25 protein-coding genes are annotated in these 26,878 nt (G+C 36.3%); 22 read left to right on the top strand and 3 right to left on the bottom strand.

Annotation, left to right across the window (positions count from 1 at the left end; translation table 11 throughout):
* Window positions 1–106 precede the first annotated feature (106 nt).
* The 4 genes from DPQ31_RS03490 to DPQ31_RS03505 all read left to right on the top strand — a co-directional run bounded on the left by DPQ31_RS03490 (window position 107) and on the right by DPQ31_RS03505 (window position 3,773).
* Window positions 107–1,354 carry a cell wall-binding repeat-containing protein gene (locus DPQ31_RS03490; protein ID WP_098911605.1) on the top strand — a complete coding sequence of 416 codons (1,248 nt, stop codon included), beginning with the start codon at window positions 107–109 and terminating at the stop codon, window positions 1,352–1,354.
* Window positions 1,355–1,508: 154 nt separating this feature from the next.
* On the top strand, window positions 1,509–2,960 hold the full coding sequence (locus DPQ31_RS03495; protein ID WP_208731550.1) for a SulP family inorganic anion transporter: 1,452 nt from the start codon (window positions 1,509–1,511) through the stop codon (window positions 2,958–2,960).
* 65 nt (window positions 2,961–3,025) lie between these two features.
* Window positions 3,026–3,448 carry a universal stress protein gene (locus tag DPQ31_RS03500; RefSeq protein ID WP_000277986.1) on the top strand — a complete coding sequence of 141 codons (423 nt, stop codon included), beginning with the start codon at window positions 3,026–3,028 and terminating at the stop codon, window positions 3,446–3,448.
* A 208-nt stretch (window positions 3,449–3,656) separates the two neighbouring features.
* Window positions 3,657–3,773 (top strand): DUF4027 family protein, encoded by a 117-nt coding sequence (locus tag DPQ31_RS03505; protein WP_000834733.1) that lies wholly within the window; start codon window positions 3,657–3,659, stop codon window positions 3,771–3,773.
* Window positions 3,774–3,901: 128 nt separating this feature from the next.
* Here DPQ31_RS03505 and glpT read toward each other — a convergent pair whose 3' ends face one another.
* Window positions 3,902–5,251, bottom strand: a complete 1,350-nt coding sequence (gene glpT / locus DPQ31_RS03510; protein ID WP_000466380.1) for a glycerol-3-phosphate transporter — start codon at window positions 5,249–5,251, stop codon at window positions 3,902–3,904.
* 271 nt (window positions 5,252–5,522) lie between these two features.
* Between glpT and DPQ31_RS03515 the strand changes: the two genes are divergently transcribed.
* From DPQ31_RS03515 to DPQ31_RS03570, 12 genes are all read left to right on the top strand, one after another.
* The gene (locus DPQ31_RS03515; RefSeq protein ID WP_001132370.1) at window positions 5,523–5,981 is read left to right on the top strand and encodes a MarR family winged helix-turn-helix transcriptional regulator; all 459 of its coding nucleotides are present in this window, start codon (window positions 5,523–5,525) and stop codon (window positions 5,979–5,981) included.
* A 19-nt stretch (window positions 5,982–6,000) separates the two neighbouring features.
* Window positions 6,001–7,614, top strand: a complete 1,614-nt coding sequence (locus tag DPQ31_RS03520; protein WP_098711020.1) for an MDR family MFS transporter — start codon at window positions 6,001–6,003, stop codon at window positions 7,612–7,614.
* A gap of 137 nt (window positions 7,615–7,751) precedes the next feature.
* Complete coding sequence (gene rbsR, locus DPQ31_RS03525) at window positions 7,752–8,723, top strand: ribose operon transcriptional repressor RbsR (protein WP_098911607.1); 972 nt, start codon at window positions 7,752–7,754, stop codon at window positions 8,721–8,723.
* A gap of 13 nt (window positions 8,724–8,736) precedes the next feature.
* Complete coding sequence (gene rbsK, locus DPQ31_RS03530; protein WP_001132871.1) at window positions 8,737–9,633, top strand: ribokinase; 897 nt, start codon at window positions 8,737–8,739, stop codon at window positions 9,631–9,633.
* Window positions 9,630–10,025, top strand: coding sequence for a D-ribose pyranase (gene rbsD, locus DPQ31_RS03535; protein WP_000716145.1), 396 nt, complete (start codon window positions 9,630–9,632; stop codon window positions 10,023–10,025). Before rbsK ends, rbsD begins: the two co-directional genes overlap by 4 nt.
* An 18-nt stretch (window positions 10,026–10,043) precedes the next feature.
* A complete protein-coding gene (gene rbsA, locus DPQ31_RS03540) occupies window positions 10,044–11,528 on the top strand; it encodes a ribose ABC transporter ATP-binding protein RbsA (protein WP_016107544.1) in 1,485 nt (494 codons plus the stop codon).
* A 2-nt stretch (window positions 11,529–11,530) separates the two neighbouring features.
* Window positions 11,531–12,466 carry an ABC transporter permease subunit gene (gene rbsC, locus DPQ31_RS03545; RefSeq protein WP_001074641.1) on the top strand — a complete coding sequence of 312 codons (936 nt, stop codon included), beginning with the start codon at window positions 11,531–11,533 and terminating at the stop codon, window positions 12,464–12,466.
* Between the two features lie 14 nt (window positions 12,467–12,480).
* Window positions 12,481–13,407 (top strand): ribose ABC transporter substrate-binding protein RbsB, encoded by a 927-nt coding sequence (rbsB, locus tag DPQ31_RS03550; RefSeq protein WP_000758982.1) that lies wholly within the window; start codon window positions 12,481–12,483, stop codon window positions 13,405–13,407.
* A 34-nt stretch (window positions 13,408–13,441) separates the two neighbouring features.
* Entirely contained in the window at window positions 13,442–14,089 is a 648-nt protein-coding gene (fsa, locus tag DPQ31_RS03555) for a fructose-6-phosphate aldolase (protein ID WP_000667666.1), read from the top strand.
* Between the two features lie 470 nt (window positions 14,090–14,559).
* Window positions 14,560–16,959 (top strand): M6 family metalloprotease immune inhibitor InhA2, encoded by a 2,400-nt coding sequence (gene inhA2 / locus DPQ31_RS03560; protein ID WP_016107545.1) that lies wholly within the window; start codon window positions 14,560–14,562, stop codon window positions 16,957–16,959.
* A gap of 321 nt (window positions 16,960–17,280) precedes the next feature.
* The gene (locus tag DPQ31_RS03565; protein WP_000665294.1) at window positions 17,281–17,622 is read left to right on the top strand and encodes a hypothetical protein; all 342 of its coding nucleotides are present in this window, start codon (window positions 17,281–17,283) and stop codon (window positions 17,620–17,622) included.
* 16 nt (window positions 17,623–17,638) lie between these two features.
* Window positions 17,639–17,968: a hypothetical protein gene (locus DPQ31_RS03570; protein WP_208731551.1), complete on the top strand. Its 330-nt coding sequence runs from the start codon at window positions 17,639–17,641 to the stop codon at window positions 17,966–17,968.
* 18 nt (window positions 17,969–17,986) lie between these two features.
* On the opposite strand, the gene DPQ31_RS03575 is transcribed toward DPQ31_RS03570, so the two are convergent.
* On the bottom strand, window positions 17,987–19,141 hold the full coding sequence (locus tag DPQ31_RS03575; protein WP_208731552.1) for an MFS transporter: 1,155 nt from the start codon (window positions 19,139–19,141) through the stop codon (window positions 17,987–17,989).
* A 225-nt stretch (window positions 19,142–19,366) separates the two neighbouring features.
* Here DPQ31_RS03575 and bdhA point away from each other — a divergent pair, with 225 nt between their 5' ends.
* The 6 genes from bdhA (at window position 19,367) to DPQ31_RS03605 (ending at window position 25,654) form a co-directional block, all read left to right on the top strand.
* On the top strand, window positions 19,367–20,419 hold the full coding sequence (gene bdhA / locus DPQ31_RS03580; protein WP_208731553.1) for a (R,R)-butanediol dehydrogenase: 1,053 nt from the start codon (window positions 19,367–19,369) through the stop codon (window positions 20,417–20,419).
* Window positions 20,420–20,538: 119 nt separating this feature from the next.
* Complete coding sequence (locus DPQ31_RS03585) at window positions 20,539–20,883, top strand: potassium channel family protein (RefSeq protein ID WP_000947913.1); 345 nt, start codon at window positions 20,539–20,541, stop codon at window positions 20,881–20,883.
* Between the two features lie 264 nt (window positions 20,884–21,147).
* Complete coding sequence (cerA, locus tag DPQ31_RS03590) at window positions 21,148–21,999, top strand: phospholipase CerA (RefSeq protein ID WP_000731003.1); 852 nt, start codon at window positions 21,148–21,150, stop codon at window positions 21,997–21,999.
* A gap of 73 nt (window positions 22,000–22,072) precedes the next feature.
* Window positions 22,073–23,074: a sphingomyelinase C gene (gene sph / locus DPQ31_RS03595; RefSeq protein WP_208731554.1), complete on the top strand. Its 1,002-nt coding sequence runs from the start codon at window positions 22,073–22,075 to the stop codon at window positions 23,072–23,074.
* 106 nt (window positions 23,075–23,180) lie between these two features.
* On the top strand, window positions 23,181–24,353 hold the full coding sequence (locus DPQ31_RS03600; protein ID WP_208731555.1) for an amino acid deaminase/aldolase: 1,173 nt from the start codon (window positions 23,181–23,183) through the stop codon (window positions 24,351–24,353).
* Window positions 24,341–25,654 (top strand): D-arabinono-1,4-lactone oxidase, encoded by a 1,314-nt coding sequence (locus DPQ31_RS03605; protein WP_000948669.1) that lies wholly within the window; start codon window positions 24,341–24,343, stop codon window positions 25,652–25,654. The genes DPQ31_RS03600 and DPQ31_RS03605 overlap by 13 nt, the downstream gene beginning before the upstream one ends.
* A gap of 7 nt (window positions 25,655–25,661) precedes the next feature.
* Here DPQ31_RS03605 and DPQ31_RS03610 read toward each other — a convergent pair whose 3' ends face one another.
* The gene (locus DPQ31_RS03610) at window positions 25,662–26,813 is read right to left on the bottom strand and encodes a VanZ family protein (RefSeq protein ID WP_000128033.1); all 1,152 of its coding nucleotides are present in this window, start codon (window positions 26,811–26,813) and stop codon (window positions 25,662–25,664) included.
* Between the last annotated feature and the right edge of the window lie 65 nt (window positions 26,814–26,878).

Genomic DNA, 26,878 nt, shown 5'->3' on the forward strand with positions numbered 1-26,878 from the left:
ATCATGCATCTGCATAATTTCTTCAGAATTGCTTGTTATTGTAAAGGTGAAATTCTAATTTAGGTAATGATATTGGCTCGAAAACGATTGATACGGAGGCGGTATAGTGAAAAAAGTGACCCGAGTTTTTGGGATAACAATAATTACAGCAGTTGGTCTTGCTGCATGCGGACAAACGAATACAGACCATAAAAACCATGAATCTACAAAAGAGAAGAAAACAGAGCAAAAAGAGATGAAAATGAATCAAGAGGTAACTGCGCCGAAAGAAATGAATAAAGGGGCATCTAATGATTTATTAACAACAAGTTTAAAAAATATAACGAGATTAAATACAAATGATCCATTGCAAATGGCAGTACTAACTTCGCAAACGATATGGCCAGCAACGCATCAAGAGAATCAGCCAGGCGCTATTATTTTAGTACCAGTAAATGAGTGGCAATTAGGTATTGCGAGTGCGGATCTTATTCACCATCCGAATAATGGGCCGATTTTATTTATAGAAAAAGAAAAGGTACCTGAAATGACGTTAAAAGAAATAAAACGATTAAATCCGCTCGGAACGAAAGATGGAACACAAATTATGGTGATGGGGGATGTAGGTGCATCTATCCTTGAGCAATTAAAAGAATATAAAGTAAAGCAAATAAAAGAAACGGATCCAGCTATATTTGCTAAAGCTGTTGATAAAGAATATGCCGATATAACAGGAAGCTATCCAAATAGCGTTATTGTCGGTTCGTCTGAAGAAGAAGGACGTTTGTATACAACACCAGCTGTAAACTGGATTTCTCATATGCCAGAGCCACTACTCTATACAGAAAAGAATAAAGTGCCAGAAGCGACAATTGAGGCGTTAAAGATGAGAAAAGATAAAGCGAATATATATGTGTTAGGACCAGAGAAAATCGTGTCAAAAGAAGTAGAACGAGAGTTAAGTAAATATGGGAAAGTAACGCGTATTAGTGGAGAGACACCAGTAGAAAATTCTATCGCATTTGCGAAGTTTAAAGATGAAAAAACAAAATTCGGCTGGGGATTCACAAAACCAGGTCACGGTTTGTCATTTGTTTCAAGCGAAACACCAGACTTAGCAATTGCAGGAGCACCTTTTTCACATATGGGTAAACACGCACCTGTTGTCTTGCTGGGGGAAGGTAAAGCTTCACAACCAGTTTATGACTTCCTTGCTAGTATTCAGCCGAAGTTTAAAGATGACCCAACACTGGGACCGTATAACCATGGCTTCCTTTTAGGTAGTACGAGTAATATTTCATTTGAAACACAAGGAATATTAGATGAGAGATTAGAAATTGTTCAGGAAAGTGGTCAAGGTCACGGTGGACATTAATGAAACGAGAAAAGACGCTATGAAGATAGCGTCTTTTTTTAGGAAACTTTTACATAGCGCAATATCCTTTCCTCGTTATATAATAGCCTTCGTGCAGTCGGCTAGATTTTCTTATGGAGAAAATCAAATGATAAAGGAGTAGAGGAGTGGTATTTTGTTTCAAACGATAAAAAATGACTGGTTTTCTAATGTGAGAGGGGACGTGTTATCAGGAATTGTCGTTGCTTTAGCATTAATCCCTGAAGCGATAGCCTTCTCTGTTATTGCAGGCGTGGATCCGACAGTTGGACTATACGCCGCCTTTTGTATTGCAGTTACCATTTCATTTGTTGGCGGAAGAACTGGAATGATTTCAGCTGCAACAGGTGCAATGGCATTATTAATGGTAACGCTCGTTAAAGATCATGGTTTGCAATATTTATTTGCTACAACAATATTAACAGGTATTGTCCAAATTATTTTTGGCGTGTTCAAACTGAGCTCATTTATGAAGTTTGTTCCGAAATCTGTTATGAGTGGTTTTTTAAATTCACTTGGAATTTTAGTTTTTACAGCGCAATTGCCACATTTTAAAAATACAACTTGGCAAATGTATGCACTCGTTGTATTAGGACTTGCAATTATATATTTATTTCCACGTATTACAACGGCTGTGCCGTCTACGCTTATTTCAATTATTATTGTGACGAGTATTGCACTTATAAGCGGATTACAGTTGAAAACAGTAGGAGATATGGGAAGCCTGCCGAAAGAATTACCGTTCTTTAGTATTCCTGACGTGCCTTTTACACTTGAGACATTAGGGATTATTTTACCTTATGCAGTTATGCTTGCAATTATCGGTTTACTAGAATCATTATTAACAGCTTCAGTTTTAGATGATATGACGCATACGGAAAGTAATAAACATAAAGAGGCACGTGGACAAGGGATTGCGAACATTGTTGCTGGATTTTTCGGAGGAATGGCAGGATGTGCAATGATTGGCCAATCTGTTATTAACATTAAGTCAGGTGGACGAGGGCGTTTATCAACATTTATAGCGGGCGGATTTTTAATCGTATTACTATTTGTTTTAGGTGATTATGTTGTTCGTATTCCGATGGCAGCTTTAGTTGCAGTTATGATTATGGTTTCAATTGGAACATTTGATTGGAACTCTGTAGCGACGATTCATAAAGTGCCAAAAGGAAATGCGTTCGTCATGATCGTAACGGTTGTCGTTGTTCTTATCACCCACAATCTAGGATTAGGCGTGATCATCGGGACAGTAATTAGTGCTGTTTTATTTGCATTCAACATGGCAAAGATTCACGTGAAACATTTATATATTGAAAATAAGAAAATATACGAAATTCATGGCCAACTATTCTTCGCATCTACGGCAGATTTTATAAATGCTTTTTCATTTGATGAAGATGTAAAAGAAATTGAAATGAACTTTACTCATGCACACGTATGGGATGATTCAGCAGTGGCCGCAATTGATAAAGTTATCATGAAGTATGAACAAAGTGGTGTGAAAGTAAGTATAACGGGATTAAATGAACGTAGCTCAAAACTTGTTGCAAATTTAGCAACTTATAATAAAAGAATTGCTAGTTAAAAGCCTCCTTTTTAGGGGGCTTTATTATATAATACGAGTAGGATAACGAAAAGGGGATTCAGCATATGTACAAACAAATTATATTAGCATGTGATGGTTCTGAACATGCACTTCGGGCAGCGGAGCATGCAATACATATTGCGAAATGTAGTGAAGAAGCAAATGTTGAAATTGTATATGTCGTAGATAATAGAACAGCAAAATCAGATATTATACACGGACAAACAGATTTTGAAACAATATCAGCTAGTCGGAAAGATAAATTAAAAGAGATTGAAGGATTATTAAAGGAAGAGAAGATTTCTTATAAATTTACGATTCTGCATGGTGATCCTGGTGATACGCTCGTTCAATATGTAAATACAGGGGATATAGATCTTGTTATTGCTGGGAGCAGAGGATTAAATACATTACAAGAAATGATGCTTGGTAGCGTAAGTCATAAAATAGCAAAACGAGTGAAATGTCCAGTAATGATTATAAAATAAAATGAAATAGCACGTAACTAAGACTTTGGGATACCCGAGGTCTTTTTTTATGTATAAATGACATCCTTTTGTGGAAATACTAGATATATAAGTTGAAAAGATGTTAACTTACAAATTTGTAAGTTTGTTGTTAGGAAAATCGATGTTATGAAAATTTTCCCATTGGTAAAATAAAAGTATCAAAGGGGAGATAGGGAGGATGGAAGGTATGAAATCATTTCAAAATTTATCATATAGTCAAGGGGTAAGCTTAATTTGTTTAGGGGGATTTGCTGCATCTGTTACGTTAGCTGTATTAATAAAGGTATTTCATCAAATTTTTTAATTTTATAGTAGGGAAGGAATTGATTGTTATAGCTAGTAAGAAAAGTGCTGTAAATAAAGAATAGCTCTTAGCGTATAGAATAAACGCTAAGAGCTATTTTTATGTTTGTTTACATATTTATATTTTGTTTAAGCTTGTTTTGACTTTGCAGATCCTGTATTTAAAGTAAGGGCAAGGAAGAACATTGCAAGTACGCAAGATACAAGTAATAAAATGAATCCGCCATCCCATCCGAATGCATCTACAATAAAGCCCATAGCTGCGCTAGCAAAAGTAGCTCCGCCTAGGTAACCAAAGAAACCAGTTAGGCCTGCTGCAGTTCCAGCAGCTTTCTTTGGTGCTAAGTCAAGTGCGTGAAGACCAATTAGCATAACAGGTCCGTAAATTAAAAATCCAATGGAAACAAGTGCGATACTATCAATGATTGGGTGACCAGCAGGATTTAGCCAGTAAACAAGAACGGCAATGAATACACCGACCATAAATAAAATACCAGCAGGTGCGCGGCGTCCTTTAAATAGTTTATCACTCATCCATCCGCAAAGAAGTGTACCTGGAATACCAGCCCATTCATATAGAGCGTAAGCTGTACGTGAGCTACTATGAGTAAAGCTTTTTTCCTCTACTAAATAAGTAGGAGCCCAGTCTACAACGCCGTAACGTACGAAATATACGAAAACGTTCGCGATAGCGATGTACCATAAAAATTTATTGTTTAGTACGTATTTAAATAAAATTTCTTTTACCGAAAGTTCGCGTTCGCGATCTTTCACTTTTTCACCTGATGGATATTCGCCAGTATGTTCCTCAATAGACGGTAATCCACAAGATTGGGGTGTATCTCTCATCGTAATCAATACATAAATACCAACTAAAATTGAAAGAATACCTGGGAAGTAAAATATACTTTTCCAGTCATTTGCAAAGAAGTATAAGCCTAATGTAACGAGAGAAGGCATAAGTGCGCCGCCGACGTTATGAGCGACGTTCCAAATAGACATTTTTGTACCACGTTCACTAATAGAGAACCAGTGAACCATCGTACGACCACAAGGAGGCCATCCCATCCCTTGTACCCATCCATTTAAAAACTGAAGTACAAACATAAGTATAATGCTCGTTGTAATGAAAGAAAATGAGCCGAAAATAATATTAATGATACCTGATAAAAATAGCCCAGCTGCTAAAAAGTAGCGAGGATTACAACGGTCGGATACGATACCCATAAGAAATTTACTTAATCCGTAAGCGATAGATACTGCTGAAAGGATAACCCCAAGTTCCCCTTTACTAAAGCCTTGTTCAATTAAGTATGGCATTGCTAGTGAAAAGTTTTTTCGAACAAAGTAGTAACCTGCATAACCGATGAAGATACCTAAAAATACTTGTAAACGTAATTTACGGTATTCGCTATCAATGCGATCAGCTGGTAAGCGTTCTGCATGGGGCGCAGGTTTAAATAATTGTGTGAAAAACATAAAATGAAAATCCTCCCCTAATTAATTGGAAGCGTTTAAGACAGAGAGAATATAAAAAGGCCATGAAATATAAAAAAGTTCCCTTTTTTATGATTCATAGCCGTATACTCCGATTCTCCGTGACTGTCAATATTAACTTCGACGAAAATTATACAACTTTGTGACAAAAATGTAAACGTTTTTATGAATAAAAGGTATTGACGGATTTTGTTCGCGGGATTAATATTTAAATACGTTAAATATTTTATTGTTTAAATAAGAGGTGGATAACATGCCAAATGATATGACTCATATTGATAAGATTCAAGCTCTTACATTCGCTATAGGAAAGAAAATGCAAACAGAGCTATTGGAACAAATGCAAGCATCAGGACTTACACCACCGCAATTTTATATTTTAAAGATTTTAGATCATTACGGAGCTTCAAGAGCGACACAATTGGCGGAGAAAATGTACGTAAAACCGAGCGCGATTACAGTAATGATCGACCGTTTAATTGATCATGAGTTAGTAGAGCGTTATCACGATGATAATGATCGCCGTGTTGTTGTCATTGAGCTAACGAAAAAGGGGAAAAATACAGTAAAAGAGGCGATGGCAGCTCGTAATGAGCATATCGCAAAATACTTTTCACAATTAGAATTACAAGAACGAGAAGATTTGTTGCGCCTCTTTGAAAAGTTAGAAACCATTATTTGCGGGACACAAGAGAAAAAAGAGAATAAATAAGAGGAATTGAGGAGATTACATGGAGCAACAAGGCAATACAAATAGAAAGTTGTTGTTAATTGGTTTAGTAATTGCGATGCTATTTGCTGCGTTAGACGGAACAATCGTTGGTACAGCGATGCCGCGTATCGTTGGTGAACTTGGCGGACTAAGCTTAATGACATGGTTAACAACAGCTTATATGTTAACATCAACGACAGTCGTACCAATTGCAGGTAAATTAGCGGATTTACTTGGGCGTCGTAACGTATATATAACAGGGCTAGTTATTTTTATGATTGGTTCAGCGTTATGTGGTATGGCAAATGGTATGACAGAATTAATTATTTTCCGTGGTATTCAAGGTCTTGGTGGCGGTATTATGATGCCGATGGCTATGATTATTATTGGAGACATGTTCACGGGAAAAGAACGTGCGAAATGGCAAGGTATTTTTGGTGCGTTATACGGTCTTGCTTCTGTAATTGGACCACAAGTTGGTGGTTGGATTGTAGACGCAGTGAACTGGAGATGGGTATTCTACATTAATTTACCAGTTGGTATTTTAGCAACAGTCTTTATCGCAATGGGATTAAAATCACATAAACAAACGGGACCAATTAAAATTGATATCGCTGGAATCTTTACGATGATTCTCGGTGTTGTAAGTTTATTACTTGCGTTAACGTTTGGCGGAAAAGATTACGCATGGGATTCTTGGCAAATTATCGGTTTATTTGCACTAGCTGTAATTGGTATCATTAGTTTCGTTATCGTTGAAACGAAAGCTGAAGAACCAATTTTACCGATGCATTTCTTTAAAAACCGTACGTTTACAATACTTAATGCGATTGGATTCTTTATGAGTATCGGAATGTTCGGTGCGATTATGTTCGTACCATTCTTCATGCAAGGTATTGTAGGAGTAAGTGCTGCTGAGTCGGGAACGATTATGACACCGATGATGATTACAATGATTGTTATGAGTATTATTGGTGGGCAACTTGTATTAAAAGTCGGTGTAAAACCACAAATTATCGCAGGAATGCTTATTATGGCTGGTGGTTTCTGGTTATTAACAACGATGGATATGCACACAACTAAACTGACTGCAACTTCTTATATGATGGTTATCGGTTTAGGCATGGGTCTTGTAATGCCGACATTAACATTAGCGTTACAAGAAAGCTTCCCGAAAAAAGACCTTGGTGTCGTAACATCATCAAGTCAGTTTTTCCGTCAAATCGGTGGGACATTCGGTATTACAATTTTAGGATCAATTATGAATAACACGTCAGGTACAACATTAACAAATAAGTTAGTACCTGTATTAGATACATTCCCGAAAGAAGCGGGACAAATGGTAACAAAATTTAAAGATATGATTCATACAGACCCACAAGGTTTATATTCGATGCTATTTAGTCCAGAGGCATTAAAACAAATGCCAGAAGCATTTGCTAACAGTATCGTACCAATTTTGAAAAATTCTTTAGTAGACTCACTTCATACTGTATTCTTAACAGGATTAGTATTTATCGTAGTAGGCGCTATTTTTACGATTTTCTTACAGAAAATTAAACTGTCGGATCGTAAAAAAGATGCTGAAAAGCCTGCTGTAGAAGAACAAGAAAAAACTGTATCATATACGTAATGAAAAAGCATCGCCATTAGGCGATGCTTTTTTGAGTATAACCTTAAAAGCTTTTTTGTGAGAAATGATTGACGTATTTTTATAAATGCGTTATATTATTTTCTGTAAACGGTTACATGAAATGAGGAGAAAAGAGAATGAGTACGATTAAAGACGTTGCGAAATTAGCGGGAGTATCTGTTGCGACCGTTTCCAGAGTGTTAAATAAAAATGGATATGTTCATGAGGATACGTTAAAGAAAGTAGAACGAGCAATTGAAATGCTAGATTATAAACCTAGTACAGTAGCGCGTTCTTTATATAATAAAAAATCTCGTTTAATTGGGTTAGTAGTTCCAAATATCGTGAATCCATTCTTTCCAGAAGTTGCACGTGCCGTAGAAGATGTAGCACATAAACAAGGTTACACAGTTGTCCTTTGTAACTCTGATGAAAGTTTAGAAAAAGAGAAACAATACATTGATGTACTTAGACAAAATAATGTAGATGGATTTATTGTAGCAACGAATCCACAAAATAGTATAAATTACATGAATTTATCAGTTCCAGTCGTTGCGATTGACCGTATGTTTAATGAGCGTATTCCTACTGTATATGCTGATAACTATGCAGGAAGTCAGGATGCGACAAGGTTGTTAATAGATAAAGGATGCAAACATATTGCACATATTCGTGGACCACGTGATGTAAGTACAGCAAATGAGCGTTTTGAAGGTTTTGTAGATATCATTACGCAAAATAATCTTTCATATATGATTGCAGAGAGTACATTTGACCCAGCAAATAGTGCGCGTGTAGCAATGGAATTATTAGAAGAATACCCGCATATTGATGGTATTGTTGCTGGGAATGATTTAATTGCAATTGGTATTGTAAAGGCTGCACTTCAAAAAGGAATGGCTATTCCTGACGATTTACAAATTATCGGATTCGATGGAATTTCTTTAACAGAAATGATGTACCCATCTATTACAACTGTTGCACAGCCAATATATGAGATGGGGAAAATTGCAACAGAGTTGTTGTTAGAGCAAATGGAAGGAAATGCATTGGAAGAGAAACACTATCGTTTACCGATTAAAATTATAGAAAGAAATACAACGAAGTAAGGAGATGAAACAGATGCCAAATATTGCAGTAGTAGGTAGTATTTCAATGGACTTAGTGGCTGTTTCAAAGAAACGGCCGAAAGCAGGAGAAACAGTAATTGGTGAAGCATTTCATACGATCCCAGGAGGGAAAGGGGCGAACCAAGCAGTTGCTGCAGCTAGATTAGGTGCCAATGTAGCAATGGTTGGAGCAGTAGGAAATGATGATTACGGAACAGTAGTTAGAAAAAATTTAGAGAACGAGCGTGTTTTTATCGACTATGTGGTACCGGTTACAGATGGAACGACAGGAATTGCTCATATCGTTTTAGCAGAAGAGGATAACAGTATTGTTGTCGTACAAGGAGCCAATGCTCTTGTGAATGAATCGGTTGTAGATCGTTCAAAAGATCTTCTCGTAAAAGCTGATATGGTTGTTCTACAATTAGAGATTCCGCTTGAAACAGTAAAGTATGTTCTATCTATTTGCGAAGAACATAAAATTCCAGTTATGTTGAATCCAGCGCCAGCACAAGTGTTATCAGAAGACATATTAGAAAAGGCAACGTATATTACGCCAAATGAACATGAGTGCCGCATTGTATTAGATGATTTTACATCACCAATTGAAGATTTACTGGCGAAATATCCAAATAAACTATTGATGACAGAAGGTTCTAACGGTGTTCGTTTCCATAATGGTACGGAGATTCTACATATTCCTAGCATTGCTGTTGATGTAGTGGATACGACTGGAGCTGGTGATACATTTAATGGTGCGTTAGCAGTTGCACTTTCTGAAGGAGAAACGCTTCAAAAAGCAATTCGTTTTGCGAATATTGCTGGAGGCCTTTCTGTAACAAAACTTGGGGCACAAGGCGGTATGCCGACGAGAGATAGAGTACGTGAAGTGCAGGTGATTGTCGGATGAAAAAGCACGGTGTATTAAACAGTGAGATTGCGGCAGTCCTGGCTTCACTCGGACATACAGATACGCTTGTAATTGCTGATTGTGGATTACCGATTCCTGATGGAGTAAAGCGAATTGATTTAGCTGTTGAACTTGGAAAGCCGAGTTTTTTAGATGTATTACAAGTTGTAGCTGATGATATGGCAATTGAAAAAGTGACGTTAGCAGAAGAAGTCATTATCAATAATGCGGAAGTAAATAAAGAGATTGAGCTGCAATTAAAAGAACCAGCATTTGAATATGTATCACATGAACAATTTAAAGAAAATACAAAAAAAGCGAAGGCAATTATCCGTACAGGAGAGGCTACGCCTTATGCCAATGTAATTTTACATGCAGGCGTGATTTTTTAATAAAGGGAAGTGATGAGAATGCGTATTGAAATGAAAAACATTTCAAAGGCGTTCAGTGGAAATCCTGTTTTGAAGAATGCACAGTTTATGATTGAAGCAGGAGAAGTCCATGCATTGATGGGGGAAAATGGAGCGGGTAAATCGACGCTCATGAAGATTTTAACAGGTGTATATACAAAAGATGGTGGAACAGTCACGATTGATGGGCAAGAACGCACTTTTAAAAATGCGAAAGAAGCGGAAGAGTACGGCATTGCATTTATACATCAAGAACTGAACATATTGCCAAATTTAACAGTAGCTGAAAATATGTTTCTCGGTAAAGAGTTAATGTATGGGAAAACAGGTATTTTACGTACTCGTCAAATGAACGCGATTGCGCAGCAGCAATTGGCGGAGCTAGGATTACATGTAAAAGGTGCTATGTTAGCAGGAGAACTATCAGTTGGACAACAGCAAATTATTGAAATTGCGAAAGCATTGATGACAAGCGCAAGCGTTATTATTATGGATGAACCAACTGCGGCACTGACGGATCGTGAAATTGAAACGCTCTTTACAGTTATAAATAAGTTACGTAAAGAAGGGGTTTCATTCGTTTACATTTCACACCGCATGGAAGAAATATTCTCAATATGTGATGCTATTACAATTTTGCGTGATGGAGAATATGTAGGGAAAAGATTAATTCCGGAAACGTCATTTGATGAAGTAGTGAGTATGATGGTGGGGCGCAGCATTGGTGAACGTTACCCAGAGCGAAATAGTCAAATTGGTGAAGTAATTTTTGAAATGCGTAACGGAACGAAAAAGGGGAAATTTGAAAATGTTTCGTTTCAAGTTAGAAAAGGTGAAATTCTTGGTGTAGCTGGCTTGATGGGAGCTGGTCGCACAGATATTATGAAAGCGATATTTGGATATGAACCTTTAGACTCTGGACAAATTTTTATAAACGGACAAGAAGTAAAGATTGATAGTCCGATAGATGCAATTAGACAAAGAATTGCTTTCATTACAGAGGATAGAAAGTCTGAAGGATTAGTGTTAGATTTCTCAATTCGAGAAAATTTAGCGTTACCGAATTTAGAAAGTCTTTCAAAGGGAAGTGTCCTTAGTAACGAACTAGAACAACAGTTTACAGAGGACATGATGAAACTTCTTAATGTGAAAGCATCTAGTGGAGAGCAAGCGGTGAAATCTCTTTCTGGTGGAAATCAGCAAAAGATTGTAATTGCGAAATGGTTAGGTATTCATCCGCAGTTACTCATTTTAGATGAGCCAACAAGAGGTGTGGATGTTGGAGCGAAAAAAGAAATTTACTCTATTATGAATAAGCTGACTGAACAAGGAGATGCCGTTATTATGGTATCATCTGAGCTTCCCGAAGTTTTAGGGATGAGCGATCGAGTTCTTGTTATTCATGAAGGAAAAGTCGGCGGTATTTTAGGGAAAGATGAGGCATCACAAGAGTCTATAATGGCACTAGCTACAGGGGGAGAGTAAGGATGGCTAAGAAGGGGAATGTATTACAACAACTCGGTTCTTTAATCGGTTTAGTATTAATTATTGTCGTAATTACAGCTTTAAATCCAGCATTTATTGAAATTCCAAATTTATTTAATATACTGCGTCAAGTATCGATTAATGCGCTTATTGCATTCGGAATGACCTTTGTAATTTTAACAGGGGGTATTGACTTATCGGTAGGTTCTATTTTAGCATTATCAAGTGCACTTGTTGCTGGAATGATGGCAAGTGGCATGGACCCGTTCCTTGCAATGGCAGTTGGGCTACTTGCTGGTCTTGTAATGGGAATTGTAAACGGTATCATCATTGCGAAAGGAAAAGTAGCTCCATTTATTGCGACTTTAGCAACAATGACTATTTTTCGTGGGTTGACGCTTGTTTATATGGACGGACGTCCGATCACTGGTCTTGGTGATCATTTAATGTTCCAAATGTTTGGCCGCGGTTATTTTCTTGGTATTCCGGTACCAGCTGTTACAATGATGATCGCTTTCGCAGTGCTGTACTTCATTTTGAAGAAAACGACATTTGGTCGCCGTACATTTGCAATTGGTGGAAATGAAGAAGCAGCAGCACTATCAGGTATTAATGTTACGAGAATTAAAGTAATGATTTACGGTCTTTCCGGAATCTTGGCCGCGCTTGCAGGTATTGTCTTAACATCACGATTAGATTCTGCACAGCCGACTGCGGGTACTTCTTACGAATTAGATGCAATTGCAGCAGTTGTATTAGGAGGGACAAGTCTTTCTGGAGGAAGAGGATGGATTGTTGGTACATTCATCGGTGTACTTATTATCGGTGTACTAAATAACGGTTTAAATTTATTAGGTGTATCTTCTTTCTTCCAACAAGTTGTAAAAGGACTTGTAATCTTACTAGCTGTATTAATTGATCGTCGAAAAGAAGCGTAATGGAGGGACAGTTCATGAAGAAATGGTTACTTATACTCGTTGCATGTATTATGGTCATTACTGCTGGTTGTTCAATGGAACCACCAGAATGGGCAAAGGATTCTAGCGATAAAGGTCGAAATAAAACTATTAAAGTTGGATTCTCTGTTTCAACTTTAAACAATCCATTTTTCGTGACTTTGAAAAAAGGTGCAGAAAAGAAAGCGAAAGATAGTGGCATTGAATTGATTGCTGTTGATGCACAAAACGATGCAGCAAAGCAAACGAACGATGTTGAAGATTTAATTCAAAAAGGTGTGGACGTAGTTGTTATTAATCCAACCGATTCAGATGCTGTTGCTTCAGCAGTCAGTGCGGCAAATGCAGCGAATGTTCCTGTTATTACAGTAGACCGCGTTGCGAATTCAGGTAAAGTTGTTTCGCACATTGCTTCTAATAATATCGAAGGTGGTCAAATGGCTAGTGATTACATTCGTGAATTAGTTGGCGGGGGAGCGAACGTTGCTGAGTTAGAAGGAATCCCTGGATCCTCTGCTGCTCGTGAGCGTGGGAAAGGATTCCATAACGTAGCTGATAAGTCTTTAAAAGTAGTAGCAAAACAAGCAGCTGATTTCGATCGTGCAAAAGGTTTATCTGTTATGGAAAATATTTTGCAAGCGAATAGCGATATTAAAGCGGTATTTGCTCATAACGATGAAATGGCATTAGGGGCACTTGAGGCATTAAAATCTGCTGGGAAAACGGATGTAGTAGTTGTTGGATTTGATGCAACAGACGATGCTGTGAAAGCGGTTAACGATGGGCGTATGGCTGCAACAGTCGCTCAAAAACCGGAATTAATCGGAGAGAAGGCGATGCAAACAGCAAAAGAAATAACACAAGGTAAAAAAGTGGACAAATCTATTCCGATTGAATTAGAGCTTATTAAAAAAAATAAATAAATATAAAATGAAAATTAGGAAGGAAGAATAACAAATGAAATTCTTTATTGATACAGCAAACATTAACGAAATTAAAGAGGCAAATGCATTAGGCGTAGTAGCTGGAGTAACGACAAACCCATCACTTGTAGCAAAAGAAGGCGTAGATTTCCATGAGCGTATTCGTGAAATTTGCAGTTTTATAGAAGGACCTGTAAGTGCAGAAGTAATTAGCTTAGAAGCTGATAAAATGATTGAAGAAGGAAAAGAATTAGCGAAGATTGCTCCAAACGTTGTTGTAAAAGTACCGATGACAACGGAAGGTTTAAAAGCAGTAAAAGCATTTTCAGATTTAGGAATTCGTACAAACGTTACATTAGTATTCTCAGCAGTTCAAGCATTACTTGCAGCTCGCGCTGGTGCGACATACGTTTCACCATTCTTAGGTCGCCTAGATGATATCGGTCATAACGGTATGGACTTAATTCGCCAAATCGCAGAAATCTTTGCAATTCACGGCATTGAAACAGAAATCATTGCAGCATCTGTACGTCACAGCGTTCACGTAACTGACGCAGCACTAAATGGTGCACATATTGCAACAATCCCAGCAAACGTAATTGCTTCATTAGTGAAGCACCCATTAACAGATCAAGGGATTGAGAAATTCCTAGCTGATTGGGAAAAAACACAAGAGAAATAATATGAAATCGAGAATCCTAGTTTAATTGACTAGGGTTCTTTTTTATTTGAAGGAATTTTCATGCAATTTTGCATATTGTCTTTTAAATTTTTAATATAAGCTATTTAATATATACAAATCACTCTTTATTTTTTATATTTCGATATAAAGTAACACTTTAATCAGTGATGGGGGTTGTTCATCCCCCACCGGATTATTAGCCCTCGCCAATTGGGCTTTTACGGGCAGTTAGCTCCCAATTAACTTCCTCGGGTTCGCTGAATTTTGAGGTGGGAGTCTTACTGCCTAGCAAATAGTGGGATAAAAAGATAGAGGGTCTGACCAGAAAACTGGAGGGCATGATTCTATAACAGAAAGCTTAACGTTTATAGAATTATGCCTTTTTATATAGGGAGGGCAGAAAGCCGGGATTTCGATTTAAACGCACTTATTTATCTGAATTTTAAGTTTTATAAAAGGAGAGACAGAGGATGAAAAGAAAAGCTCCATTTAAAGTACTATCAACGTTAGCAATTGCGGCAATTATCGGATGTACATCTGTAATGAGTGCTCCGTTAGCATACGCAGAAACGCCAGCGAAAGAAAAAGATAATGTGTCTACAACACCAATTGATTACAATTTAATTCAAGAAGATCGTTTAGCGGAAGCGCTGAAAGAAAGAGGAACAATTAATCCAGCATCTTCTAAAGAAGAAACGAAAAAAGCTGTCGAGCAGTATATTGAAAAGAAGCAAGGAGATCAAGCGAATAAAGAAATTCTTCCAGAGGATACGGCAAAAGAAGCATCTGATTTCGTGAAAAAGGTAAAAGAGAAAAAGATGGAAGAAAAGGAGAACGTAAAGAAGGCTGAAAAAAATGTTAGCCCTGAGCAAAAGCCGGAACCAAATAAAAAGCAATTGAATGGACAAGTTCCAACTTCCAAGGCAAAGCAAGCTCCATATAAGGGATCTGTTCGATCTGATAAAGTATTAGTGCTACTCGTTGAATTTAGTGATTATAAACATAATAATATTGATCAAACACCAGGTTATATGTATTCGAAAGACTTTAGTAGAGAACATTATCAAAAGATGTTGTTTGGTAATGAGCCTTATACATTATTTGATGGTTCGAAAGTAAAAACATTTAAACAATATTATGAAGAGCAGTCTGGCGGTAGCTATACGACAGACGGATATGTAACGGAGTGGCTAACTGTTCCAGGAAAAGCATCTGATTATGGAGCTGATGGTAGTAGTGGTCACGATAATAAAGGTCCAAAAGGTGCACGTGATTTAGTGAAGGAAGCTTTACATGCAGCTGCTGAGAAAGGGTTAGACTTATCTCAGTTTGATCAATTCGATAGATATGATACAAATGGCGATGGGAATCAAAATGAACCTGATGGTGTAATTGATCATTTAATGGTAATTCATTCTGGTGTTGGTCAAGAAGCTGGTGGCGGTAAATTAGGTGATGATGCAATTTGGTCACATCGTTCAAAATTAGCTACAGATCCAGTAGCGATTGAAGGGACAAAATCAAAGGTAGATTACTTTGGTGGAAAAGTAGCAGCGCATGATTACACAATTGAACCAGAAGATGGCGCTGTAGGTGTGTTTGCACATGAATTTGGACATGACCTTGGTTTACCGGATGAATATGATACGAAATATACTGGAGCTGGGTCACCTGTTGAAGCTTGGTCATTAATGAGTGGAGGCAGTTGGACAGGAAAAATTGCAGGAACAGAGCCGACTAGTTTTTCACCACAAAATAAAGACTTCTTACAAAAGAATATGGGTGGCAACTGGGCAAAAATTTTAGAAGTAGATTACGATAAAATTAAGCGCGGTGTAGGAATTCCTACATATATTGATCAAAGTGTTACGAAATCAAATCGTCCAGGTGTTGTACGTGTTAATTTGCCAGGTAAGAGTGTTGAAACGATTAAACCTGAGTTTGGAAAGCATGCATATTATAGTACAAGAGGAGATGATATGCACACAACACTAGAGACACCATTCTTTGATTTAACAAAAGGAACACATGCAAAATTCGATTATAAAGCAAATTATGAGTTAGAAGCAGAGTGCGATTTTGTTGAAGTACATGCAGTAACAGAAGATGGAACAAAAACATTAATTGATAGACTTGGAGAAAAAGTAGTACAAGGAGATAAAGATACAACAGATGGGAAATGGATTGATAAATCATACGATTTAAGTCAATTTAAAGGGAAGAAAGTGAAACTACAATTCGACTACATTACAGATCCAGCTGTAACATATAAAGGTTTCGCGATGGATAATGTAAGTGTAACTGTTGACGGACAAGGTGTATTCTCTGATGATGCAGAAGGACAGTCAAAAATGCAGTTAAATGGATTCGTTGTTTCTGATGGGACAGAGAAGAAAGCTCATTATTATTATTTAGAGTGGAGAAACTACGCTGGATCAGATAATGGATTAAAAGCAGGAAGAGGTCCGGTATACAATACAGGTCTTGTCGTTTGGTATGCAGATGATAGTTTCAAAGATAACTGGGTTGGGGTGCATCCAGGTGAAGGCTTCCTTGGGGTTGTAGACTCTCATCCAGAAGCGTTTGTTGGTAATTTGAACGGGAAATCAGCGTACGGTAATACAGGCATGCAAATTGCAGACGCTGCATTTTCATTTGATCAAACACCAGCATGGAGTGTAAATTCATTAACACGTGGACAGTTTAATTATGCTGGATTACAAGGTGTTACAACATTTGATGATTCAAAAGTATACAGTAACAAGCAAATTGCTGATGCAGGACGAAAAGTGCCAAATCTTGGTCTTAAATTCCAAGTTGTTGGACAAGCAGAGGATAAGTCTGCAGGTGCGGTTTGGATTAAGCGTTAATAAAATAAAAGCACATTCTTCATATGAAGAATGTGCTTTTTAATTTGTACAGTAAGTTATTATTTTAGTTTATGTAATACAAGTGTCTGTTCATATGTAGTGTATCAAATTATATGGGGAAAGGAAATATTTCCGAGGAAATTGTCGAAGTATCGTCGGTATTTATTCAGTTTCTTTTTTTTAGGGAGAATGTAGTATTGCTTTTATACATAAGTTTATTTACAGTATTACTTGGTTATAAGCAAAAGTAATGTATATTAGGCGAAAAAAGAGCTCTATTCGATAGAGCTTTTTTTTGTGAGTAGAAAGGAGAAGTTATAAATGAAAGAAACAATTGTATGCCCACAGTGTGAAGGAAATATTACTGCACAACATATTATCGACATCCCACATCTTTTTTCATTAAGGTGTCCACATTGTAAGGTGAAGCTGAAAGAAATAAGGATAACGCCATGTTTAATATTAGCGGCAATTTGTATAATCCCACTGTTTATTATGATTGGTGAGAGCACTAAAGAATTGCTAGGAAAATATTTTTCTATTATAGACAATGTACCAACCGTACTTATTTTCTTCTTATTTTGTTATCCGTTGTATTATTTCTATGAAAAATATAATGCCAGCTTATTTATTAAGTATGGTTTATTGAAAGTGAAAAATTGAACAGGAGCTTATCATTATGTTGTGGAAAATTTATTTAATAATTGTAGTGATATTAGCTATTACTTCATTAATAAGAGGGATGTTTCAAACACCAATTCAAAAGTTTGATTTTGTAGTATCCATTATTACGTGGATAGGGCTATTTGGTTTTGTCTTCGATGTAGAAATATTAACCTCAATCGTTTGGAAATGCATCTTCGTGTTTAGCATTATTTGGACTTTGAGTGCCGTTTTTGTTTTACGTTTATATGAAGAGAAGGATGAACCGCTACCTTTTATATTCAAATTAATTGGTGTGATTCCAACTTTGCCGTTATATTATGGGTTATATCAATATGCATTTTAAAAAAAGACAATGATGGAATTAACCCATCATTGTCTTTTTTACTTTGCTTCTTACGTAAATCATACCGGCAAACGTTAATAAGAATGCAGTTCCGATAACGAAGCTGACACTAGGTGATGCCCCGATTGCTCCAACTGTAAAGGAACCAGCAACAACTCCTAATGAGAAGAAGGCATAAAATAATCCGAATGCCTTTCCGCGATTATCGTCTGTAGTATTTTCAACGAGTAAAGCGTTAATAGACGGAAAGAGGATTGCGAATCCAATTCCATAAATCATCATTACGATAAAGAGCATACCTTTTGTAGCAAATAATCCGAGTAAAGATAATGCGAATGCCATAACTGCAATTCCGATTAGCATTAGTTTCGAACGATTAAATCGATCGAAAATACGATTTGTTGGAAGCAAGAAGAAGAGGATAGCAGTAATACCAAATACACTTAACATCATGCCTGTTGTAGATGCTTTAAGCGCTAATGCCTCAACTTTTACTGGTAACATATATGTGACAATTCCTTGTGAAAACATTAGAGTGAAAGCACCAATATATGCCTGTAATAACGGTTCTGATTTCAATAGTTCAAACATGTCTTCTTTGTACATCATTTGTGTTCTTGATGTATCTTTTCTTGACACGTTATTTGGTAAGAAGAATAGAGATACGATTGTACCAAGAACCATTAAAATAGAAATAGTAATGAAAACCCATTCTATTCCAGCTGTCGCTTTCATAATACCGCTGAAAGCAGGTCCTACGATTGCCGCTGTTCCAACAGCAGCACCAGATAGAGCCATTGCCTTACCTTGCTTTGCTGAATTTGTTTGTTTTGATAAAAATGTAAAGGCAGCAGGAATTAAAAATCCGTCACTAAAACCGTGCATAAAGCGCACAACTAATAGTTGTTCACCACTTTGAACAACGGTATATAACAAGACTATGAAACTCGTAAATCCCATGCTTATATAAAGTATTTTTTTTGCACCAAATTTATCGACAGCAGCTCCAGCAATAATATTACCAATCATATTAGCAAATGAATACATACCGACAACTAGCCCAATAATAAGAGGAGTTCCTCCAAGGCTTTGAGCGAACGTACTCATAATAGGTAATTGTGAAAATGTATCTAAAAAAGCTACGATAACAATAAAGTAAATAAAATATTTCAAGCGATATTCACCTCTCCTATGCTATTATGGCATACTGCTAATTTCAACTGCAATGAAATTGAATTAACAGATGTGGAAAAAAGTACAAAGTGACAAAATATTGAACGTTATTTGTTAAAATTTAGTGGAAATGAGATTGTTTTTTTGAAATATATGGATAGAAGTATTATAATAGATTTGTAAACTTCACCAGGTTAAGTATATACATAGAGAGGGATGTTTAAAATGAAAGCATTACTTTGGCATAATCAACGTGATGTAAGAGTAGAAGAAGTACCAGAACCAACTGTACGACCAGGAGCAGTAAAAATTAAAGTTAAATGGTGTGGTATTTGCGGGACAGACTTGCATGAATATTTAGCAGGGCCAATTTTTATTCCGACAGAAGAGCACCCATTAACACATGCAAAAGCACCGGTTATTTTAGGTCATGAATTTAGTGGTGAGGTAGTTGAAATTGGTGAAGGTGTTACATCTCATAAAGTGGGAGACCGCGTTGTTGTAGAACCAATTTATTCTTGTGGTAAATGTGAAGCTTGTAAACATGGACATTACAATGTTTGTGAACAGCTTGTTTTCCACGGTCTTGGTGGAGACGGTGGTGGTTTCTCTGAATATACAGTAGTACCAGAAGATATGGTTCATCATATTCCAGATGAAATGACGTATGAACAAGGTGCACTTGTAGAACCAGCAGCAGTAGCAGTTCATGCAGTACGTCAAAGTAAATTAAAAGAAGGGGAAGCTGTAGCAGTATTTGGTTGTGGTCCAATTGGACTTCTTGTTATCCAGGCAGCTAAAGCAGCAGGAGCAACTCCTGTTATCGCAGTTGAACTTTCTAAAGAACGTCAAGAGTTAGCAAAATTAGCAGGTGCGGATTACGTATTAAATCCAGCAACTCAAGATGTATTAGCAGAAATTCGTAACTTAACAAACGGTTTAGGTGTAAATGTTAGCTTCGAAGTAACAGGTGTTGAAGTTGTACTACGTCAAGCAATTGAAAGTACAAGTTTCGAAGGACAAACGGTAATTGTTAGCGTATGGGAAAAAGATGCAACAATTACTCCGAACAACCTTGTATTAAAAGAAAAAGAAGTTATCGGTATTCTTGGATACCGTCACATCTTCCCATCTGTTATTAAATTAATTAGCTCTGGTCAAATTCAAGCAGAGAAATTAATTACGAAAAAAATTACAGTGGATCAAGTTGTTGAAGAAGGATTTGAAGCACTTGTAAAAGATAAAACACAAGTGAAAATTCTTGTTTCACCCAAATAATAAAGAATTGAAAAAAGTAGTCCTTTTCTAGAAATAGAAGAGGGCTACTTTTTTTCTATACGGAAAGGTGATAGACTTTCCTTTGACTAAATGTACTTTTGGTTGGGAGGGAAAGTTGAATGCTTTCATTTTTTTTAACATTGAAACGTATGCTAAGAGCCTGTTTGCGAGCGTGGAAGGATAAAGAATTTCAAGTTTTATTCGTATTAACAATTTTGACTTTAATATCGGGTACAATCTTTTATAGCACAGTGGAGGGATTACGTATCCTTGATGCTTTATATTTTAGTGTTGTGACACTGACAACTGTAGGCGATAAAGATTTTAGTCCTCAAACTGATTTTGGAAAGATATTTACGATACTATACATATTTATCGGGATTGGATTAGTGTTTGGATTTATTCATAAGTTGGCGGTTAATGTGCAACTACCAAGTATATTATCGAATAGAAAAAAAGAGTAAAGCATGTAATTGCTTTACTCTTTTTTTACATTAGTTTAGACAAGTATTTGCAGTAGCTTAACAATACTTTATTACAATGTAAGTGCATTCATTCATTATATTCACTATGTATAAAGTTATAATGATATGAACATTTGCATATTTTAATTTATTGATAGAAATTTTATGAAAGGTGGGATATTCTAGTCATAGGTTAACCAGACGACATCATAGGATCCTAGCAAAATGTTTACAATAATTCAATTATAAAATGGAGGATTTCAGATGAAAAAGAAAGTTCTTGCTTTAGCAGCAGCTATTACGTTAGTAGCACCGTTACAAAGTGTTGCGTTTGCTCATGAAAACGATGGAGGACAGAGAGTAGGCGTTATTCCGCGCTGGTCTGCTGAAGATAAACATAAAGAAGGCGTAAACTCTCATTTATGGATTGTAAACCGTGCAATGGATATTATGTCTCGTAATACAACACTTGTAAAACAAGAGCGAGTTGCACTATTAAATGAATGGCGTACGGAGTTAGAGAATGGTATCTATGCTGCTGACTATGAAAATCCTTATTATGATAATAGCACATTTGCTTCACACTTCTATGACCCTGATAACGGGAAAACGTATATTCCATATGCAAAGCAGGCGAAGGAAACTGGAGCTAAATATTTTAAATTAGCTGGTGAGTCATACAAAAATAAAGATATGAAACAAGCATTCTTCTATTTAGGATTATCACTTCATTATTTAGGGGATGTAAACCAACCGATGCATGCGGCAAACTTTACAAATCTTTCGTATCCACAAGGGTTCCATTCTAAATATGAAAACTTTGTAGATACGATAAAAGATAATTACAAAGTAACGGATGGAAATGGATATTGGAACTGGAAAGGTACAAATCCAGAAGATTGGATTCATGGAGCGGCAGTAGTTGCGAAACAGGATTACGCTGGCATTGTAAATGATAATACGAAAGATTGGTTCGTGAGAGCTGCTGTATCGCAAGATTATGCAGATAAATGGCGCGCTGAAGTTACACCAATGACAGGTAAGCGTTTAATGGATGCACAACGTGTTACTGCTGGATACATCCAGCTTTGGTTTGATACGTACGGAAATCGTTAAGTATTTAAAAAAGGTCAAATCTCAGAATAGAGTATTTGGCCTTTTTATCACTACACACATGGAGGTATGAAACATGAAAAGTAAATTGCTAAAAGGTGTACTTAGCTTTGGAATTGGTTTAGGAGCTTTATATAGCGGATCTTCAGCTCAAGCAGAAACGCCTACAAATCAAAATAATACATTAAAAGTAATGACGCATAACGTGTACATGCTATCAACAAACTTATATCCGAATTGGGGACAAAGTGAGCGTGCTGATTTAATTGGAGCGGCAGATTATATAAAGAATCAGGACGTTGTTATATTAAATGAAGTGTTTGATAATAGCGCCTCAGATCGTTTGTTAGGAAATTTGAAGAGAGAATATCCAAATCAAACGGCGGTATTAGGTCGTAGTAGTGGAAACGAATGGGATAAAACATTAGGGAACTATTCATCTTCGACTCCTGAAGATGGGGGCGTTGCGATTGTGAGTAAATGGCCAATCGTTGAAAAAATTCAATATGTATTCGAAAAAGGCTGCGGACCAGATAATTTATCAAATAAAGGATTTGTATACACGAAAATTAAGAAAAATGATAGTTTTGTTCATGTAATTGGGACTCATTTACAAGCTGAAGATAGTATGTGTGGAAAAACTTCACCTGCATCTGTACGTACAAAACAGCTACAAGAAATTCAAGATTTTATTAAAAATAAAAATATACCAAATAACGAGTATGTGTTAATTGGTGGAGATATGAACGTAAATAAAATAAACGCTGAGAATAATAGTAATTCAGAGTATGCATCTATGTTTAAAACATTACATGCTTCTATTCCATCTTATACTGGACATACAGCGACTTGGGATGCGACGACAAACAGTATTGCGAAATACAATTTCCCCGATAGCCCTGCCGAGTATTTAGATTATATTATTGCAAGTAAAGATCATGCAAACCCATCGCATATAGAAAATAAAGTGTTACAGCCGAAATCTCCACAATGGACTGTTACATCATGGTTTAAAAAATATACGTATAATGATTACTCTGATCATTATCCAGTAGAGGCTACTATTTCTATGAAGTAGTCAAAAAAGTTTCTTCGTAAAGAAGAAACTTTTTTTATTTGCAAACAGGAAAATCACTCTTTCTTTCCAATATGTATAAGACATATATAGAAGAGGAGCGAAAAATGTGGATCGAGGAATTTTTAAAGAAGTTCCATTACCGTGTGCATTTTTAGATGAAGTAGCTTTAGAAAGAAATATTCAATCGGTTATTGAACTAAGTGGCGATAAAAAGATTCGAATAGCGAGTAAATCATTACGATCCGTTCCAATTATGAAACGGATTTTAGCTGCAAACAACCGATTTCAAGGTATTATGTGTTTTTCACCTAGAGAGGCTTTGTTTTTAATTGAACAAGGATTTAATGATTTATTATTAGGATATCCAGCTTATGATGACAGGGCTTTATATGAAATTAGTTTGCTAACAAAGAAAGGGCTTATTATAACTTGTATGGTGGACTGTGAAGACCATATTGTTTATTTAGAAAAAATTGCTGAGAAGTCTAAAGGGTGTTTTCGTGTTTGTTTGGATATTGATATGAGTAACCGTTTTTTTCAATTTCATTTTGGTGTAAAAAGATCCCCGGTAAAAGATGTGCGGAGCGCTCTGGAAATAGTAGAAAAAGTGAAGGACTCATCATTTTTAATACTAGATGGTGTAATGGGATATGAAGCTCAAATTGCTGGGGTCGGAGATTATATACCGAATCAATGGATAAAAAGTAAAGTAATTTCTTATTTAAAGAAGAAATCAGTGTTAGAAGTTAAAGAAAGAAGAGGACGTATCGTGAAAGAAATACAAAACCTTGGTATTGAACTTAGGTTTGTAAATGGGGGTGGAACAGGAAGTATAAAAACAACTGAGCAAGATAACTCAGTTTCAGAGATTACAGTAGGTTCTGCTTTTTATGCCCCTAGACTGTTTGACTATTATAAAGAAGTACAATTTCATCCAGCTGTCGGATTTGCTTTACCAGTTGTACGTAAACCAGCTCCGTTTATCTATACTTGCCTAGGTGGTGGATATATTGCTTCAGGCGCAGTTGGTAAAGATAAAGAGCCTGAGGTTTGGAGACCAGATGGTGCAAAACTATTAGATTTAGAAGGTGCTGGTGAAGTACAAACTCCCGTTCATTATAACGGTGAGGAGCGAGTGAATATAGGAGATTCTATATTGTTTCGTCATAGTAAAGCTGGAGAATTATGTGAGCGTTTTCCAATTCTGTATCGTGTGAAACAAGGGAAGATTATTGGGGAGTATTCAACATATCGGGGGGATGGCCAATGCTTTCTATAGAGGGGAAAAAATGGAGAAATTGGACAGGGAATGTAGAAGGAACGCCGCATTATACGATGTATCCAGAAACTATACAAGATGTAGTAGAAGTTGTAGAACTTGCACAAAAAAAAGGGAAGAAAATTCGTGTTGTCGGTTCAGGGCATTCGTTTACGCCTCTCGTGCAAACAGAAGAAATTTTAGTTTCTTTAGATGAATTGAAGGGCATTGTGAATATTGATGCGGAGAAGATGGTTGCCGAAGTATGGGCAGGAACAAAGCTACATGACCTAGGGAAGTTACTTGAAGAAAAAGGTTATGCACAAGAAAATTTAGGGGATATTGATTCACAATCTATTGCAGGAGCAATTAGTACGGGGACGCATGGGACGGGTGTTAACTTTGGGAGTTTATCAACACAAGTTATAGAGATTACGACAGTTTTATCAACAGGTGAGAGTATAGTTTGTTCAGAAACCGAGAACGTCGAATATTGGAAAGCATTTCAGTTATCGCTTGGAATGCTAGGTATCATCGTAAAGATAAAATTAAAGATTATCCCATCATATTCGCTCGTTTATGAAAGCGAAAAACAGTCACTATCTACTGTAATGAACAAGCTAGAAGAATATAAGAAGAATCGTCATTTTGAGTTTTTTGTTTTTCCTTATTCAAATGAAGTACAGGTGAAGTTTACAAATGAAACAACGAGTAAAGGAACTGATTTAAAATGGCATAAACTAAAGGTGGAGTTACTTGAAAATAGGATGTTCTCTTTGTTATCTAAAGGGTGCAAATGGTTTCCTTCCATAAGTAAAGGAGTAAGTCGATTATCAGCTAAGGCTGCACCAAACACAAAAATAATTGGCCCAAGCTATGAAGTGTTCGCTACATCACGTACGGTTCCATTTTATGAAATGGAGTACAGTGTCCCTTCAAAGCATATGAGAGCTGTTGTAGAAGAAATTTCAAGTCTTATTGAAAAGAAAAAGTATAAGGTGCACTTCCCGATTGAATGTCGCTACGTGAAAGGTGATGATATATGGCTTAGTCCAGCGTATGGAAGGGACTCGGCATATATCGCCGTTCATATGTATAAAGGCATGAAGTATGCCGCTTATTTTGGTGAAGTGGAGAAAATTTTTCTGAAATATGAAGGTCGTCCACATTGGGGGAAAATGCATACGTTAACATACGAAAAGTTACAAAACATATATCCAGAATTGCATTCGTTTCTAAAAATGAGGAAGTCGCTAGATGAAACAGGAATGTTTTTAAACCCTTATACAGAAAAGTTATTTACGATTATGAAAAAAAGCTGACAAAATATTACTTGTCAGCTTTTTTTAGTATAATCGCATTTCTTGTTTGACTAATATGCTCGTAGAATAGTAACTTATCACGGCTAAATACATGTAAGAAAACATGAATAATAAATATGCCGTTAATTACGAATTGGAATAACAGTATAACTAGTAATACTAAAGGCTCTGTAAAATTTAAGATAGAGCTACTAGAAAGAATATAGTTGATTCCACCTAAAACGAAATAGAATATACCGTAACGGATGAATAGTTCCTTCATCGTAATACGATCTGATTTTCCTTTAATGTAAATACGAAGCAACGCTTTTCCTATCGTTCTTCCATTTGTAAAGTATGGAATGATAATAAAGTAAATAAAGATTGAACATGTAATGAAAAGGAGTTCGTATACATTTGTGTAAGATTGGATATTAGAAATAAATAGAGAGTTTCCTTTATTTTTAATGACAGGAACGACGATAGATAAGAACAGCCAATCAATTTGCATAGCGATAAGACGACGAACGAATCCAACTGGTTTCGTTTCTAAATCAATATGACTATCTAATTCGCTTGTTTTCGGAAGGAAGTACGTAAATATTGGTGCAATGATAAAACCAATTACGCCGCCTAATGTGTTTAAAAATAGATCATCGATATCGAATAAGCGATATGCACAATTGTATATACCGTATAGTCCAGTTACCTGTGTCAGTTCGAAAAATAGTGAAAGACAAAAAGAAATACAAACTGTTTGTAAGAAACTACGTCGGAAATAATAACGTAAATAAACACCGAATGGAACGGTTAATAGAACGTTAAATGCTACTTGTAAGAACGCAGATTCTTTTAATAGATAGAAATAAGTAGCTGGTTTCGTTAAAATTGCCGAAGTATGATTACTAATTTCTTGTATGAAATAAAATGGTGATAGTTGCATGTGCTGTGTATTAGCCGGTTGTAGGCTACAAGTATCATATGTTTGTGGTAACGGCAAAATCACAAGAAAATAGGCATTTAATAAGTAAAGTAATAATGAGTACAAAATAAATGAACGCCATTTATTTAAATAACCATACTTTCGGTAGTTAAATATTAAAAAAGGTATTAAGAGAAACATTGCTAAAAAAGGAAATAAAATAAATGCTGTTTTTACTGGAAATAAATATGCAGTCAAAATGAGGCTCCTTTCAATGAAAATTCGTTTATCATTATAACGTTAAAAGAACCTTAAAACAAAAT

Source organism: Bacillus sp. COPE52 (genome assembly GCF_003355115.1).
GTDB lineage: Bacteria > Bacillota > Bacilli > Bacillales > Bacillaceae_G > Bacillus_A > Bacillus_A toyonensis.